The sequence below is a fragment of the Colwellia psychrerythraea genome (genome assembly GCF_000764225.1).
Lineage (GTDB): Bacteria > Pseudomonadota > Gammaproteobacteria > Enterobacterales > Alteromonadaceae > Colwellia > Colwellia psychrerythraea_D.
Map to the genome: position 1 here is coordinate 191,817 of NZ_JQED01000003.1, position 15,265 is coordinate 207,081.

14 protein-coding genes are annotated in these 15,265 nt (G+C 38.4%); 6 read left to right on the forward strand and 8 right to left on the reverse strand.

Annotated elements, in window-relative coordinates; translation table 11 throughout:
- Positions 1–30 precede the first annotated feature (30 nt).
- The 3 genes from ND2E_RS20320 to ND2E_RS20310 all read right to left on the reverse strand — a co-directional run bounded on the left by ND2E_RS20320 (position 31) and on the right by ND2E_RS20310 (position 3,199).
- Positions 31–1,101, reverse strand: coding sequence for a trypsin-like peptidase domain-containing protein (locus ND2E_RS20320; RefSeq protein ID WP_033091965.1), 1,071 nt, complete (start codon positions 1,099–1,101; stop codon positions 31–33).
- Positions 1,102–1,236: 135 nt separating this feature from the next.
- On the reverse strand, positions 1,237–2,616 hold the full coding sequence (locus tag ND2E_RS20315) for a Do family serine endopeptidase (RefSeq protein WP_033091966.1): 1,380 nt from the start codon (positions 2,614–2,616) through the stop codon (positions 1,237–1,239).
- Positions 2,617–2,743: 127 nt separating this feature from the next.
- Complete coding sequence (locus tag ND2E_RS20310; RefSeq protein WP_033091967.1) at positions 2,744–3,199, reverse strand: YhcB family protein; 456 nt, start codon at positions 3,197–3,199, stop codon at positions 2,744–2,746.
- A 328-nt stretch (positions 3,200–3,527) separates the two neighbouring features.
- Between ND2E_RS20310 and zapE the strand changes: the two genes are divergently transcribed.
- Together zapE and ND2E_RS20300 are read left to right on the forward strand one after the other, a co-directional pair.
- Positions 3,528–4,643: a cell division protein ZapE gene (gene zapE / locus ND2E_RS20305; protein ID WP_033091968.1), complete on the forward strand. Its 1,116-nt coding sequence runs from the start codon at positions 3,528–3,530 to the stop codon at positions 4,641–4,643.
- A 188-nt stretch (positions 4,644–4,831) separates the two neighbouring features.
- On the forward strand, positions 4,832–6,682 hold the full coding sequence (locus ND2E_RS20300) for a putative bifunctional diguanylate cyclase/phosphodiesterase (protein WP_150113686.1): 1,851 nt from the start codon (positions 4,832–4,834) through the stop codon (positions 6,680–6,682).
- 72 nt (positions 6,683–6,754) lie between these two features.
- Here the strand turns inward: ND2E_RS20300 and ND2E_RS20295 are convergent, their stop codons facing one another.
- The 4 genes from ND2E_RS20295 to folB all read right to left on the reverse strand — a co-directional run bounded on the left by ND2E_RS20295 (position 6,755) and on the right by folB (position 9,434).
- Complete coding sequence (locus ND2E_RS20295; protein ID WP_033091970.1) at positions 6,755–7,597, reverse strand: tetratricopeptide repeat protein; 843 nt, start codon at positions 7,595–7,597, stop codon at positions 6,755–6,757.
- A gap of 88 nt (positions 7,598–7,685) precedes the next feature.
- Entirely contained in the window at positions 7,686–8,507 is an 822-nt protein-coding gene (locus ND2E_RS20290) for an undecaprenyl-diphosphate phosphatase (protein ID WP_033091971.1), read from the reverse strand.
- A gap of 58 nt (positions 8,508–8,565) precedes the next feature.
- Positions 8,566–9,063: a 2-amino-4-hydroxy-6-hydroxymethyldihydropteridine diphosphokinase gene (gene folK, locus ND2E_RS20285; RefSeq protein ID WP_033091972.1), complete on the reverse strand. Its 498-nt coding sequence runs from the start codon at positions 9,061–9,063 to the stop codon at positions 8,566–8,568.
- The gene (gene folB / locus ND2E_RS20280; protein WP_033091973.1) at positions 9,063–9,434 is read right to left on the reverse strand and encodes a dihydroneopterin aldolase; all 372 of its coding nucleotides are present in this window, start codon (positions 9,432–9,434) and stop codon (positions 9,063–9,065) included. Before folB ends, folK begins: the two co-directional genes overlap by 1 nt.
- Before the next feature lie 155 nt (positions 9,435–9,589).
- Here folB and plsY point away from each other — a divergent pair, with 155 nt between their 5' ends.
- Positions 9,590–10,180 carry a glycerol-3-phosphate 1-O-acyltransferase PlsY gene (gene plsY, locus ND2E_RS20275; protein ID WP_081961940.1) on the forward strand — a complete coding sequence of 197 codons (591 nt, stop codon included), beginning with the start codon at positions 9,590–9,592 and terminating at the stop codon, positions 10,178–10,180.
- 649 nt (positions 10,181–10,829) lie between these two features.
- On the opposite strand, the gene tsaD is transcribed toward plsY, so the two are convergent.
- The gene (tsaD, locus tag ND2E_RS20270) at positions 10,830–11,879 is read right to left on the reverse strand and encodes a tRNA (adenosine(37)-N6)-threonylcarbamoyltransferase complex transferase subunit TsaD (protein ID WP_033091974.1); all 1,050 of its coding nucleotides are present in this window, start codon (positions 11,877–11,879) and stop codon (positions 10,830–10,832) included.
- Positions 11,880–12,315: 436 nt separating this feature from the next.
- Here tsaD and rpsU point away from each other — a divergent pair, with 436 nt between their 5' ends.
- From rpsU to dnaG, 3 genes are all read left to right on the forward strand, one after another.
- Complete coding sequence (rpsU, locus tag ND2E_RS20265) at positions 12,316–12,531, forward strand: 30S ribosomal protein S21 (protein WP_011045067.1); 216 nt, start codon at positions 12,316–12,318, stop codon at positions 12,529–12,531.
- A gap of 40 nt (positions 12,532–12,571) precedes the next feature.
- Positions 12,572–13,021, forward strand: coding sequence for a GatB/YqeY domain-containing protein (locus ND2E_RS20260; RefSeq protein ID WP_033091975.1), 450 nt, complete (start codon positions 12,572–12,574; stop codon positions 13,019–13,021).
- Positions 13,022–13,476: 455 nt separating this feature from the next.
- Positions 13,477–15,231 carry a DNA primase gene (gene dnaG, locus ND2E_RS20255; RefSeq protein WP_033091976.1) on the forward strand — a complete coding sequence of 585 codons (1,755 nt, stop codon included), beginning with the start codon at positions 13,477–13,479 and terminating at the stop codon, positions 15,229–15,231.
- Positions 15,232–15,265 lie beyond the last annotated feature (34 nt).

Consider the following 15,265-nt stretch of genomic DNA (forward strand, 5'->3'; position numbering starts at 1 on the left):
CTTGTTCAACGATAACCAATCATCTTGATATTAGTTAGTTAACTCAATTATCTTAACTTTAGCCTCTATGGTATTTCCCTGCCGGTAAATTTTGAAGGTTAACTCAGTGTTTGGCTGGGTTTCAGCAATAATATCTAGTGCGTCTGTTACGCTATTAATTGACTCATTATTGATCTGATACACTATATCGCCTATCTGTATACCGGCTGCTTTAGCAGGGCTATTTTCCATGACTTCTTCAACAACAAAGCCTTTTAACTCTGTATGATAACGATTGGTGGCAATGCCTAACCAGCCACGTACCACTTTGCCATTTTCAATGATTTGTTTCATTACCTTGTAAGCCAGCTGGTAAGGGACAGCAAAGAATATTCCTTGAATTGATAGTTGTGGATTTGACTGGGTGAATTTTCTTGAATTAATACCAACTAAAATACCATTGCTATTAATAAGTGCTCCGCCAGAGTTACCTTCATTAATAGCCGCATCCATCTGTAAAAACTCTAGATAACTTGTGTTACTCAAACCATTACGGCCCGTTGCACTAATTATCCCTTGGGTAACGGTTTGACCTAAATTTAGTGGGTTACCAATCGCCAGCACAATATCGCCAACTAGCGAAGTTTGCTGCTCTTTTTGCGGTATGACTGGCAAGTTGTTAGCACTTACTTTCAGCACCGCCAAATCAGTATAATGATCAAAACCAATAAGCTCGGCGGGATATACTTGGCCATCTTGAAGTAACACCTGAATAAGGTCTGCTTGGCGAATTACGTGTAAGTTAGTCAATATATAGCCATGGGTGTCCATAATAACCCCTGAGCCTAATCGAGTACTCTTACGTGGTTTTCTACCGTACTGCGGATTTACTTCAATTTGTTGAGAATAAATATTAACGACAGCTGGGCTGGCGATACTCACTGCTTTGGCAAACGAAAGTGGTGCTTGCTGTGCTTGGCTACCTTTAAAAAGACTTGTTGCTAAATTGGTGTCATTTAAACCAGGCACTAACCCTGGTATAAGGAGCAATAATATGACCGCGATTAGTACGCCGTAACTTATTGCTGTAATCGTATATTTGATAGAAGAGAAGAGTTTCAAAGGCTGTCTTATTTTATGTTGTACCAATATTTTCAGTGTAACATAAAAAAGCTGATCATAATCTTACAAGCTATTGCATAGCTTGGTTCAACATGATCAGCTTAAGATAGAGGATTAGTGATGACGAAAGATGTATTAACGGATCATTATGTACTGAGCATGGTTATCTCGAATAATATTTAGTGCTAATACACCGCTTTTACCTTTGAGATAATCACGTAATTGAGCAATATCTTTGATACGGCTTCGGTTAACACCAGTGATTATATCACCAGCTCGAAATCCAGCCATTTGAGCAGGAGAGCCCTCGGCAACTTTCTCTATAATAATTGCTTGTTTTTTGGTGTCATTCTCTAACTGAGTTCCATCTAACATAGCATGAATACTCGCGGCAGCAATGTCAGCACTTTGATCTTGCTTTAACTTAACGGTAAAAATTTTATCATCGCCATCTCTGATGACGGTTAACTTAACCTTTTTATTTGCTCCAATTGATCCGATTTTAGCGCGTAATTCAAAGAAACTCTTAATTGCTTTACCGTTTACCGCAATAATTACATCACCCGCTTTAATGCCTGCTTCGTCAGCAGCTGAGTCTGGCATCACTTGTTCAATAAAACCACCTTGGTTAGTTTCTAACTCCATTGCTTTGGCAATCTCGCTATTAACACTACGCCCAGATACACCTAGGATGCCGCGATGTACTTCACCAAATTCGATAATTTGTGTAACTAGGTTATGCATCATATTACTCGGGATAGCAAAACCAATACCGACATTACCGCCACTAGGGCCTAATATTGCGGTATTTATCCCAATTAATTCACCACGTAAGTTAACTAAAGCACCGCCAGAGTTACCACTATTTATCGCGGCGTCAGTTTGAATAAAGTCTTCATAATGTTCAATATTTAGATTACTGCGGCCAAGGGCACTAACAATGCCAGAGGTGACGGTTTGCCCTAAACCAAATGGGCTACCAATAGCGACGGTGAAATCTCCAACACGTAAATTGTCTGAATCGGCTAATTTTATTTCACTTAAGTTATCAGAATCAATTTGTAATAAGGCAATATCACTTTTCGCATCACTACCTAATTTTTTCGCTTCTAGCTGGCGACCATCTTTTAAAGTGATCATTATTTTGTCAGCGTTTTCTATGACATGGTTATTGGTAACAACATAGCCTTCATCGCTATCAATAATGACACCTGAGCCTAACCCGCGAAATGGTCTTTGTTGAGGTTGTCCTTGATTTTTACCTTTATTACCAAAGAAAAACTTAAAAGCGTCAGGTACATTTTGTTGTGGTACTTTCTGAGTGCCTATAACCGATATACTGACTACTGCAGGTGTTGCATGTTCGAGCATAGGAGCAAGGCTAGGCATTACATGGCCATCGACTTGTGTAGGCAAATTAGCTAATGCAGGAGCGCTAGTGAGTGCTAGGGTTGATGAGAATAATGCAGCACTGATGACGATAGATAATTTAGATAATTTAGATGAGTTTTTCATATTCAAGAGCTCTCCGATATTTATTGTTAACCCAATAAAAAAAGTTAACTGCGGTTCAGTTAACTTTGTTAAATACTCCTAAATAGACTGAACTAAAAAGCTTTAGTTCAGTTATTCATGTATCAATTTACACCGCAGTTGTAACTTTTTGTTTCTGATCGGCAAATAAACCACTTGGGTTACCAGAATAATCAAGAGGTGCTTCTGTAATAGCTTCTGCAGTATCGTTATCACGCTTTTGGTGACGTAATGTTGCTGTTTGTGCTAGCTGCTGCTGAGTTTCAGCCGAGAAAAATGGCATGCCATCAGTTTCTACTGTAGTGGCTTTTTGCAATAGCTGAGTGCTTTCTTGCATCTGCTTCATGGCCGTTTGACAAGTATTATTCATTTGGTCAAGTAATTTGGCTGAACTGTCCAAATGTTCGGCAACATCTAGCTTGTATTGATCTAAAGCGGCTTCACTTTTGCTGACTTGGTCAGCTAACTTACGCTGTTCTTGGCTTGTACTAGAAAGAAGACGATTTGCGAAAAAACCACTAATGCCGCCGATGATAAAAATGACTAGAGCTATTACTACATTCATAGGGTGTACCTTACATTGTAAATAGAAATTAATTCGATTGCTTTAAAACCATGACTAATCAAGCGCTTTTTCGTTGGGGTAAAATCACTTTATATTTGGTTAAATAATAAAAGCATAGAATAACTATTTTTAAATTATTTACTCGCTAAAAACGATTTTAATTTCCATTGAAACCATGCACTTTGACTGGTGACGGCTATTAATATGCCACTTAGTTAGATTATACTACCATCTAAACAATTTACTTAGTAAAAATATCTGAGTAATAATTTATTTTTCAAGTGTATTTACCCATATTAATAATTGATTCAAAAAACATAGGCTCTCAATGATAAAGCTATCTCCTATTGATAAGTATAAGCAAGATTTAACCAGAGATGATTTTCTCTTTGATGCAGCACAAGAAAATGCGGTCATTCAGCTGCAAAGGTTATACGACGACTTACAAAGTAAACCCTTAGCGGTATCTGGCTTTAAAAAAGTACTTAATCGTTGGAAAAAAGTTTACAAAAAACAAGAAGTAGAACCTGTCAAAGGTTTGTATTTTTGGGGAGGGGTTGGTCGAGGGAAGACTTATTTAGTCGATACTTTTTTTGATAGCTTACCGTTTAACAATAAAATGCGCGTGCATTTTCATCGTTTTATGCACAGAGTTCATCAGGAACTTAAAGGTTTATCAGGCCAGTCGGATCCACTGAAAATTATTGCTAAGAAATTTGCCGATGAAACACAAATTATCTGTTTTGATGAATTCTTTGTTTCTGACATTACTGACGCTATGATTTTAGGCACGTTATTTGAAGAGCTATTTGCCCATAATGTCACCTTAGTCGCGACATCTAATATTATACCTGATGAGCTGTATCGCAATGGTTTACAACGAGAGCGTTTTTTACCAGCAATAAAACTTATCAACAAGCATACTATTATTGTTAATGTTGATAGTGGCGTTGATTATCGTTTAAGAACCTTAGAGCAAGCAGAGATTTTTCATTATCCGCTTGATGCACAAGCAGATGAAAATTTAGTGCATTACTTCAAACAACTCTCAACTGACGAGGGCAAAGCTGGGCAATCTATTTATATTCATAATCGCCCACTAGAAACCGTTTCAGTCAGTGATGGCGTGGTGTATTTTGACTTCTCAGTGCTGTGTGAAAGTGCCCGAAGTCAAGGGGACTACATGGAGATTAGTCAACTTTATCACACGGTTTTAATGGCTAATGTAAAAGAGATGGGGCCTGATAGTGATGATACCACTCGCCGATTTATTGCGTTAGTTGATGAATTTTATGAACGAAATGTGAAGTTGATTATGTCAGCTGAATTGCCATTAGATGATTTATATAGTGGCGGCCGTTTAGCGTTTGAATTTAAGCGTTGCTTAAGTCGTTTACAAGAAATGCAGTCACATGATTACCTAGCAAGCGAGCATTTACCCTAATAATTATATAGTTAAAAAGCATTTAGTTTCTACGTTTATTGTAGTTTAATGGTCATTATTAAATCAGATATTATTTATCTTATGGGGATATTATTATTATGAGGCTGGCAAGCACTAAGATCTGGAAGCTAAATGCGCTATTTATAGCAGTATTTGTACTTTTAACTTATGTTTTGTTGCTTGCATCTATGACAAAAAAAAATACAGCACTAGTACAGCTTGATGAGGCTGTTAGTGTCGATAAAAAAGATCTGATTGCGTTAAATAACTATGAAAAATTAATTACAACCGTACTGTTAAAGCCAAAGAGTTTTTTATATCAAGGCAAAATTTTTATTACATTGGAGCAACGAAACGCTCAAGTGAGCTTGCTCTCCTTTGAAAAGCTTTTAATTGCTTCGTTAATTGATATAACACTTCCTTTTATTGCATTATTTATTATGGCGTTGACTTCAGTTGTGCTTAATGCATTTTATTACAGCAAAAAAGTGGGCTTGGAGGTAGAGCCACTCTGCCATAAAGTTGATAATATTATTAACACTTACCAGCTAAATCACAGTACAAAAAAAAGTGCGGGAAATTTGAATGCTTTAAGCCACTCCTTAGACTTCCTACAGCAGATCAGTGACGAATATAAGTTAAAAGCAGAGGAACATCATTTCAGCGACAAACTAACTAAGTTGGTTGATCGCTACCATTTTTTAGAACATATCAATGAACAACTGACAATTCTAGCTGACACAGAAGTTAAAGCCGCTTTGCTTTTTATTGATCTTGATGGTTTTAAGTCGGTTAATGACTCCTATGGGCATTCGTTTGGTGATGAGGTACTGATTCAGGTAGCTGAACGATTACAGTCGATTGTACGTCGAAAAAAGCTTAACTTTAAGGAAGATGATAGTGCGCTTGAATATAATTTATCGCGTTTAGGGGGGGATGAATTTACATTATTTATTCAGCAACTAGAAAGCCCAGAACATGCCATTAATGTGGCCATTGATGTACTACAAGAATTAGAAAGGGATTTTATTTTAGGTAACAAAACCATCAAAATAAGTGCAAGTATTGGTATTGCTATATATCCTGATAGTGCTGATAAACCTTATGCTTTAATACAAATGGCCGATGTTGCTATGTATCGAGCCAAAACAGATGGTCGTGGAGTCTATCGTATTTACTCCCCTGAAATGGGGTCAAATATGCGTCGTTACCACTATTTGCTTGATGAAATGCGTATCGCGATTGACTCATCTAATTTCTTCTTAACCTTTCAACCTATTATCAATATTGATGATTGTGGGATAAGCTACTTTGAAGCTCTAGTGCGCTGGCAGCACCCTGTTGAAGGAACTATTACCCCAGATGAGTTTATTCCTATTGCAGAGGACTCTACTCTAATTCTTGAATTAGGGGACTGGATTTTAGAGGAAGCATGTCGCCAAATGGCGGCTTGGTATAGCGCTGGCATGAAAAAGGCACGTATTTCGGTAAATGTTTCTGCCATTCAGGTAAAGCATAAACCTCTGTATGATTGGGTGATGGACACCCTCTCTAAGACGGGCCTACCGGTATGTGCTTTAATGTTAGAAATAACAGAAAGTTGTTTTATTAGTGCACCTGATGAATTGTTTGATGAACTTAAAAAACTTCAAGCTCAAGGTGTAATGATTGCCATTGATGACTTTGGTACAGGCTTTAGCTCATTATCAGTATTGGCTAACTTACCAGTTGACGTTCTAAAAATAGATAAGCTTTTTGTGTCTGAAGCAGTACAGAATAGTAAATACAGTAAAATATTACATTCGATTGTTGATATGGCGGAAAAACTGGAATTAAAAGTGGTCGCTGAAGGTATTGAGCAAGTAGAGCAATTAGAACTGTTGAAATCTATAGGGGTAAAGAATATCCAAGGCTACCTTATTAGCAGGCCTCAACGTTCAGCGTATGTAGGCGAAAAAATATTTGAGCAAGGGGTAAATCACATGGTACATACAGGGACAAGTCAATGGCCACCACAAATTAATGAACCAGTCTCTTAATATTTATTAAAGGCCTGTGTCATATTATTATTGCTCGTAAGCTTATGAAACACAGGCTTCAGTAATAAGCAGTTAATACATTAGGGTATATAATTTTCTACGAAACTTGGCTGCAAGAGGATCACCATCAGGTAAAGCTTTTAATACATCGAGAAATAACTCTTTGCTTCTTTCTTTTGTATGCTCATCGCCCGCTTGTACTAAACGGAATAGTATAATTAGCGCATCTTCTTGACGATTAACTTGGCTATACTGAGTAGCAAGTTGCTGGCTAACATTAATATCATCAGGCGTTGCTTTTAATTGCCTTTCTAACGCTTGAATTTCAGGGGAGTTTTCAGCTTGTTCTGCTAATTCTACTTTGGCTAAAAAAGCGTGATAATCACTATCTTGGTCAACCATCATTATGGTATCTAATAATGCTTTCGCTTCACTGGTTTTTCCTGTTTGCAAGTAAATGTCAATTAGCACTAACTTAATATCAGCACGACTATTATCGATTTGATAGGCCTGTGTGATGATGTTTTGAGCTTCAATTAGTTGATTATCACTAAGTGCGGCTTTTGCCTGAGATAATAATATATCTTCAGGTTTGGGTAAGTGGCTATCTAAAAACTTAGCTATGCTTGCATCGTCTTGTTGGCCTGAAATACCATCGAGAGGCTGGGCATCTTTTAATAAAATTGCCGTTGGTAAGCCTTGAATTCCAAATTGTTGTGCAATTTGTCCTTGGCTTTGGCAGTCAATAGTGGCAAAAGTGATGTGCTCACTTAAGTTTGATAGTTTGGCTGCTAGTTTATCTCGTAATTCAACACTTTCTGGTACCTGCTCAGCCCAAAAACTAACGAGGACTAACTTGTTTTTTGATTCTTCAACAACGACTTGCTGAAAATTATCTAGGGTAATGGCAATCATACTTTTATTCTCAAATGTGTTGGTAAAATGTTGATTCTGTTAATATACAATGGGTGTTAGGCAACGATGAATTTAGCTAACTTAAGGTTTATCCTAAGATAAACCAAAGTAAGCCAAGACCAAGAGCTAATCGGTAGATAACAAATGGCATCATGCCCAGTTTCTCTAGTAAAATAAGAAAGTAATGGATACAAGCATAGGCACTAATAAAAGCTATTAAACTACCTAATCCCATAGCAAACCAATCAACACTTTCAGTGGATAAAATAAGCTTTAATGTTAAATAGCTACCAGCCATAGCAATAGCTGGTATAGACAGTAAGAATGAAAAACGGGCGGCATTATCACGGCTTAAACCTAACATTAAGCCAATGGTCATGGTGATACCCGAACGAGAAGTACCAGGAATGAGAGCAACAGCTTGTGCTAAACCAATTAACATTGCTCCTTTAAGACCCAACTTCTCCATAGGTTTATGTTCAGTTCGTTTACCTGCCTTTATGTCGGCAAAGCCCAAAAGGAAACCAAATAGTAAGGTAGTCATGGCGATGACTAAGGCAGACCGTAAGTGCTCTTCGATAAAATCTTTACCTAATAAGCCAAATAAGCCAGCAGGAATCGTTGCGAGTATAATCCACCAAGATAATTTGGCATCAAATCCTCCGCGCCCTTTTTCTGGTCCAACTCCTACCGTCCCTAACCAAGCAACTGCCATAGCACCAAGCTCTTTACGAAAATACATCATTACAGCCAATAATGTACCGACATGAACGGCAACGTCAAAGGCTAAACCTTGATCTTGCCACCCTAAAATTTGAGAAGGTAAAATGAGATGGGCCGAACTGGAAATGGGTAAAAATTCTGTTAAGCCTTGTAATAAGGCAAGGATAAATATTTCTAAAGCGCTCATGGGAGGTTAGTTGTCCTTTACTATTTTTTTGGGTAAATAAGTTTAATGATAATTGTCATTACCAGCAATTAGCGACAATGCTAAGTTGTTGGCTGCTTTTATTGTAGTGTTGCCACAAATCTCGATAATTTTGTTTTACAACGGGATGGATAAGTTCAGGTGCAACTTGACTCAACGGCCATAAAACAAACGCGTTCTTAGTTATTTCTTCTCGGGGCAATTGAGCGGGTTGATCAATAACTAAATCATCAAATAATAATAAATCAAGATCCAAGCTGCGCGGGCTAAACTTCTTAGCGTTATGATCACGACCATGAGCAAACTCTATGGTGCGTAATATACTTGCTACTTCTTCAACATTTTGTGAACACTTTATGCCTACCACCATATTATAAAAAGCGGCGCCATCAAAACCAACAGCCTTGCTTTCAAATAAGGAAGATAATGTTAACTGTTCAAAAGGCAGTTCAAATGCAGCAGCCAATGAGAGTAAACCTTGTTTAACATAATGCTCGCGGTTAATGTTACTGCCTAATGAAATATAGATTTGAGCCATTAAGAGCTTTTCTCAATACTTTGCTTACCGCGTTCAATTTCAACCCCAACAGTTTGGGCATTATGAACTGCACCGGGTTTACCAATGAATAGTTTTAGCCAAGGTATTTGATACTGTGTCATTAGATAACCAGCTAAGCGTTCAGCAAGGGTTTCAATTAAGTCAACAGGATTGTCGTTGGCAAAACGTTCTATCGCTACTGAGATATCGGCATAGTCTAATGTTTTTGCCAATTCGTCATTCAGCGCTGCGTTAGCAGTATTCCAACCCATAGCCAAGTCAATGACCAAGGTTTGCTTTATCTCTTTTTCCCATTGAAAAAAGCCAATAGTGGTTTGGATACTTAAACCCTTAATGTACACCTTATCCATGATTTACCTGTTATGTTGTTAGAAGAACTATTGCAGTACTTAGGCAATTGTTACAAAATAAGCTAGGATTTTACCTGCGAAGTGCTAGAAAAACTAGCAGAGATGAAGATAGAATATTAACCTTTTAGTACTTAACGATGGATTTCGTCATTTAGATGTTGCTACTTACGCTCGCTATGATCATTGCTGCTTATTTAATAGGCTCTATTTCGAGTGCTATATTAGTATGCCGATTTTCAGGTTTACCAGATCCTAGAACGACGGGCTCAAATAACCCAGGCGCAACTAATGTGTTGCGGATGAGCAATAAGTTTACTGCTGCAATCGTTCTTTTTCTTGATATTTTAAAAGGTACTATCCCTGTATGGGGAGCGTATTTTTTAAAAATCGATTCTCTTTACCTAGGTGTTATTGGCGTTGCTGCTTGTCTAGGGCATATGTACCCAATTTTTTTCAATTTCAAAGGTGGAAAAGCGGTAGCAACTGCACTGGGTACATTATTACCTATTGGCTTTACGTTGGGAGGGTTATTAATCTTGACTTGGGTATGTGTGGCGAAACTCACCAAATACTCTAGCTTAGCTGCGATAGTTACGGTATCCGTTGCACCACTGTATGTTTATTTTTTAAAACCGTTATATGTTTATCCAACATTGATGCTCAGCGCTCTAATAATATTTCGACATCGAGATAATATTAAGCGCTTGCTCAAAGGTACAGAAAGTAAAATCACCCATAAAATTTAATGAATTCTCTATAAACAAAGTAGAGTATCTAAAACTACAAAGTATGTTGATGAACTAGGTTCCCTAACAATCATAGCGCCCTGTATCGTTAGTAGTGCAAAACTCAGGGCAGTACTTAGTACCCTTTACTTGCTTGTTATTTGACTGAAGGCAGTGAGTCTAACTGCCATCGAGGGCTTGCTTTAAACGTTAAATCGGCATCGGTTCCTGCTTTTAAACGCTGCAAACCTGCCTTAAGCAATCATAGCGCCCTGTATCGTTAGTAGTGTAAAAATCAGGACTGTACTTAGTACCTTTTACTTGCTTGTTATTTGACTGAAGGCAGTGAGTCTAACTGCCATCGAGGATTCGCTTTAAACGTTAAATCGGCATCGGTTCCTGCTTTTAAACGCTGCAAACCTGCCTTAAGCAATCATAGCGCCCTGTATCGTTAGTAGTGCAAAACTCAGGGCAGTACTTAGTACCCTTTACTTGCTTGTTATTTGACTGAAGGCAGTGAGTCTAATTGCCATCGAGGATTCGCTTTAAACGTTAAATCGGCATCGGTTCCTGCTTTTAAACGCTGCAAACCTGCCTTAAGCAATCATAGCGCCCTGTATCGTTAGTAGTGCAAAACTCAGGGCTGTACTTAGTACCTTTTACTTGCTTGTTATTTGACTGAAGGCAGTGAGTCTAACTGCCATCGAGGGCTTGCTTTAAACGTTAAATCGGCATCGGTTCCTGCTTTTAAACGCTGTAAACCTGCATAAGCGATCATAGCGCCGTTATCAGTGCAAAACTCTGGACGAGGATAAAACACACTACCGCCCAACTTCTTTGTAGTTACGCCAAGTTTCTCACGTAAAGCTGTATTTGCACTTACACCACCAGCAATTACCAATCGGTTCAACTTTTCTTGTTGCAGGGCTCGTTTACATTTTATTGCTAAGGTATCTACCACAGCTTGCTGAAACGCATTAGCAATATCAGCATGGGTTTGTTTAAGATCGCTATCTGATAAATTTTCACATTCTTTGCGTACTAAGGTGCCTGCTGCGGTTTTTAAACCACTAAAGCTAAAATCTAATCCCGGACGGTCGGTCATGGGGCGAGGTAATTTGAAACGGCCAGCTACACCACTTTCAGCCATTTTTGATAAAGCTGGTCCGCCTGGATAGTCTAACCCGAGTAACTTAGCTGTTTTGTCAAAGGCTTCACCGGCAGCATCATCAACCGATTCACCGAGTAGTTTGTATTCGCCAATCGCATCGACACGTACTAGCATGGTATGACCGCCAGAAACCAATAAAGCAACAAATGGAAACTCGGGCACATCGTCTTCGAGCATAGGGGCTAACAGGTGACCTTCCATATGGTGCACAGGTACGGCGGGTAATTCCCATCCATAAGCCAAACTTCTGCCTATGGAACAGCCAACCAATAGTGCACCAACTAAACCTGGACCCGCTGTGTAGGCAACGCCATCTAAATCTTGCGGGGTAAGGTTGGCATCGTCTAAAACTTCTTTAATTAAAGGGATAGTTTTTCGGACATGATCTCTTGAAGCTAGTTCAGGAACTACACCACCGTAATCTGCGTGAACTGCTATTTGACTATATAAACGATGGGCAAGTATACCTCCAGGACTATCACCTAGACCGTCATCATAAATGGCGATACCTGTTTCATCACATGACGTTTCAATACCCAAAATACGCATAAAATATAATCTCAAAAAAGTAGGAAAAGTAACGAATAATTACTGGCTCAAAACACAGCAATTATTGTTGAGGCAATTTTACTGTGTTTATAAGATAGACACCAGCGGATTTAAAAAAACGGCTCTCTTTGGTTAAATTTTATAAGATTAAATATCAAGGGAATTAACTCATCTGATATTTGCCAGCATTTAGTGGGAAATTAGATAAGAGTTATCAATACAGCTTTCTATAAAAACCCAGATGAAGTAACTAAACTCAACCCACGAAAGATCGATAACCCTTAAATTAATCTTTACATTCGTACTCGCTTAGCAGTAGAATACGTCACCCATTTTTGATAGAGCGGGTGTAGATGGGGCAAAACATTGCAAAAATTTTGCTGTCGAGCCGAAATCAATCACCAATTTATATAGATACACTAAGGTAATAAAGTACATGCCAGTAATTAAAGTTAGAGAAAACGAACCATTTGACGTTGCATTACGTCGTTTTAAACGTTCATGTGAAAAAGCAGGAATCCTTTCAGAAGTTCGTCGTCGCGAAAGCTATGAAAAACCGACTTGGGAACGTAAACGTAAGAAAGCAGCTGCTGTTAAACGTGCTGCGAAGAAAGTTTCTCGTGAGAACGCTCGTCGCGTTCGCATGTACTAAGAATTATCTTAGTAAAACTATCTCTAAGAGATTGATATAGATGTCACTTCTAATACAACTCAAAGATGAAATGAAAATTGCTATGCGAGCCAAAGACAAATTGCGTCTAGGTGTTATTCGCATGGCGCTTTCTGCAGTTAAGCAAGCAGAAATTGATCATGATACCGAAGCAACAGATGACAATATTATCGCTATATTAACTAAAATGGTTAAACAGCGTAAAGAGTCAATTAAAATGTTCAATGAAGGTGGTCGTGAAGAATTGGCAGAGAAAGAAGCAGCTGAAGTTGTTGCTTTAGAATTTTTCATGCCGCAACCGCTTAGTGCAGAAGAAATCAATGAATTAATAAGCAAAGCAATTACCGAGTCTGGAGCAGCTTCTATGGCTGATATGGGTAAAGTAATGGCGGTGTTGAAACCTTTAATGCAAGGTAAAGCTGACATGGGCGCGGTAAGCGGTCAAGTGAGAACAAGCCTGCAAGGTTTATAGTTGTAGCTTAATTGCTGATACTATAGTTAGTGAATTAAATAAAACCGTAGCGGCTTTGGCTGTTACGGTTTTTTTATGATTTATTTTTAAGATTTCTTTAACTGAAAGTAAAAAAATCCAACTACATTCTTACTCGTATTGTGTAGAATACGAGTGTAATACCAAGCGGGTTAATTTATTGACCAACATAGAGCTTCAGTAGCGGGCTTAGAACAAGCAAAATATTTTAAATATAGTTATTCTATATTTTCTATTTTTTGTGAAGTTATCAGTTTGCTAATGAGCTCCCAGAGGGTAAGTTTAAAAAGCTTATACGCGGCGTTATTGATTTCGACAAGGGGACAACCGTTCTCTTCAACCAATGCCTTGCCTTTAAGCCTTTTTAATTCTCACTAAGTGATCAATAAATTAGTCCGCTTGGTATAATTTTCCTTTGACGGTGACGCTTAAACATTATGGCTGGACGCATTTCTCGACAATTTATTGATGACTTACTTAACAGAGCTGATATTGTTGAGTTGGTTGATAGCCGAGTGCCGTTGAAAAAGGCAGGTAAAAATCACCAAGCATGCTGCCCATTTCATAATGAAAAATCACCTTCCTTTACTGTTAGCCAAGATAAACAATTTTACCACTGCTTTGGTTGTGGTGAACACGGTAATGCTATTTCATTTTTGATGGAGTTTGATCGTCTAGACTTTGTTGATGCGGTGGAAGAGCTTGCATCCCATTGCGGTATGGAAGTTGTCCGAGAAGAAAATACAGCCAGTCCGGCAGAGCAGCGTCGGCAGCAGAAAATTTACCAACAAAAACAAGATGATTACGAATTAATGTCGCAGATCAGTCGTTTTTATCAGCAACAATTGAAAGTAGCTAGTGACAAAGAGACCGCCATTGAATATTTAAAGGGCAGAGGTCTTAGTGGTGAGGTTGTTAAGCGATTCGGTATTGGTTATATAAGTGATGCATGGGATGGTATGATGAATACCTTCTCACGTAATGGTCAAGCTAATCAACAATTGATTGATCTTGGCATGGCAATTTCAGGAGATAAACAACGTCCTTATGACCGTTTTCGTGGACGTATCATGTTTCCAATCAGTGATAAGCGCGGCCGAGTCATTGGTTTTGGTGGGCGAGTATTGGGAGATGAAAAACCCAAATATTTGAACTCACCTGAAACACGTATTTATCATAAAGGACAAGAGCTTTATGGATTGCATGAAGCTAAGCAGGCTAATAAAAAACTTAAGCGTCTGATAGTTGTTGAAGGTTATATGGATGTTGTTGCATTAGCTCAACATGGTGTCGATTATGCGGTTGCTTCGTTAGGAACTGCGACAACGTTTGAGCAGCTCCAAACCCTATTTCGTACCGTGCCTGATGTTATTTGTTGTTATGATGGTGATAGGGCAGGACGTGATGCTGCATGGCGTGCAATGGAGAATGCCTTACCACTTATACGAGATGGATTTTCGTTGAAATTTGTATTTATACCAGATGATGAAGATCCCGACTCACTTATTCGAGAGCAAGGTCAGCAGGCTTTCGAAACTCTGTTAGATCATGCAATGCCACTTTCAAAGTTTATTTTCGATAAATTCTTAGAAGATAACCCTGCCTCTAGTACAGAAGAAAAAGTTGCTCTGATTGATAAACTTCAGCCTTATATTCAAAAAATGCCGGACAGCATATTAAGAAATGCAATGATTGATGAAATGGCATCACGTTTTAGTGTCACAAGCGAAAAACGTATGATCGAATTGCGAAAATTAAATGCTAGCCCAGAAAAGAAAGTATCACAAAAGCGTACAAAAGTTACCCCGGTGAGATTAGCCCTTGCATTATTGTTAGAACATCCCCATATAGCAAATAGCTTAGGTGAACTTAGTGTGTTAAAGCCTTTAACTGCACCTGGAATTCCACTGTTAATTCAAGTGTTGAGTGTTTGTCAGAATAACCCTGATATAAAGTCACCGCAATTACTTGAATATTTTCGTGGTACGGAGCAAGGTTCACAATTAGCAAAGTTGATGTGTTGGCAGCATCACGTTGAAGCCGATGCAGCAACTGATGTGTTTCTTGATAGTATTGAAAAGCTATTGAATAACTTTGTTGAGCAACGCGCTGAAGTATTATTACAAAAGGCACGAACTGGACAGATGACTGCTGAGGAAAAGCAAGAGTTACAAGCAATATTAAATGCTTAACTCTTAGTTTTAGCTATACTTAGCAAGTATAAAA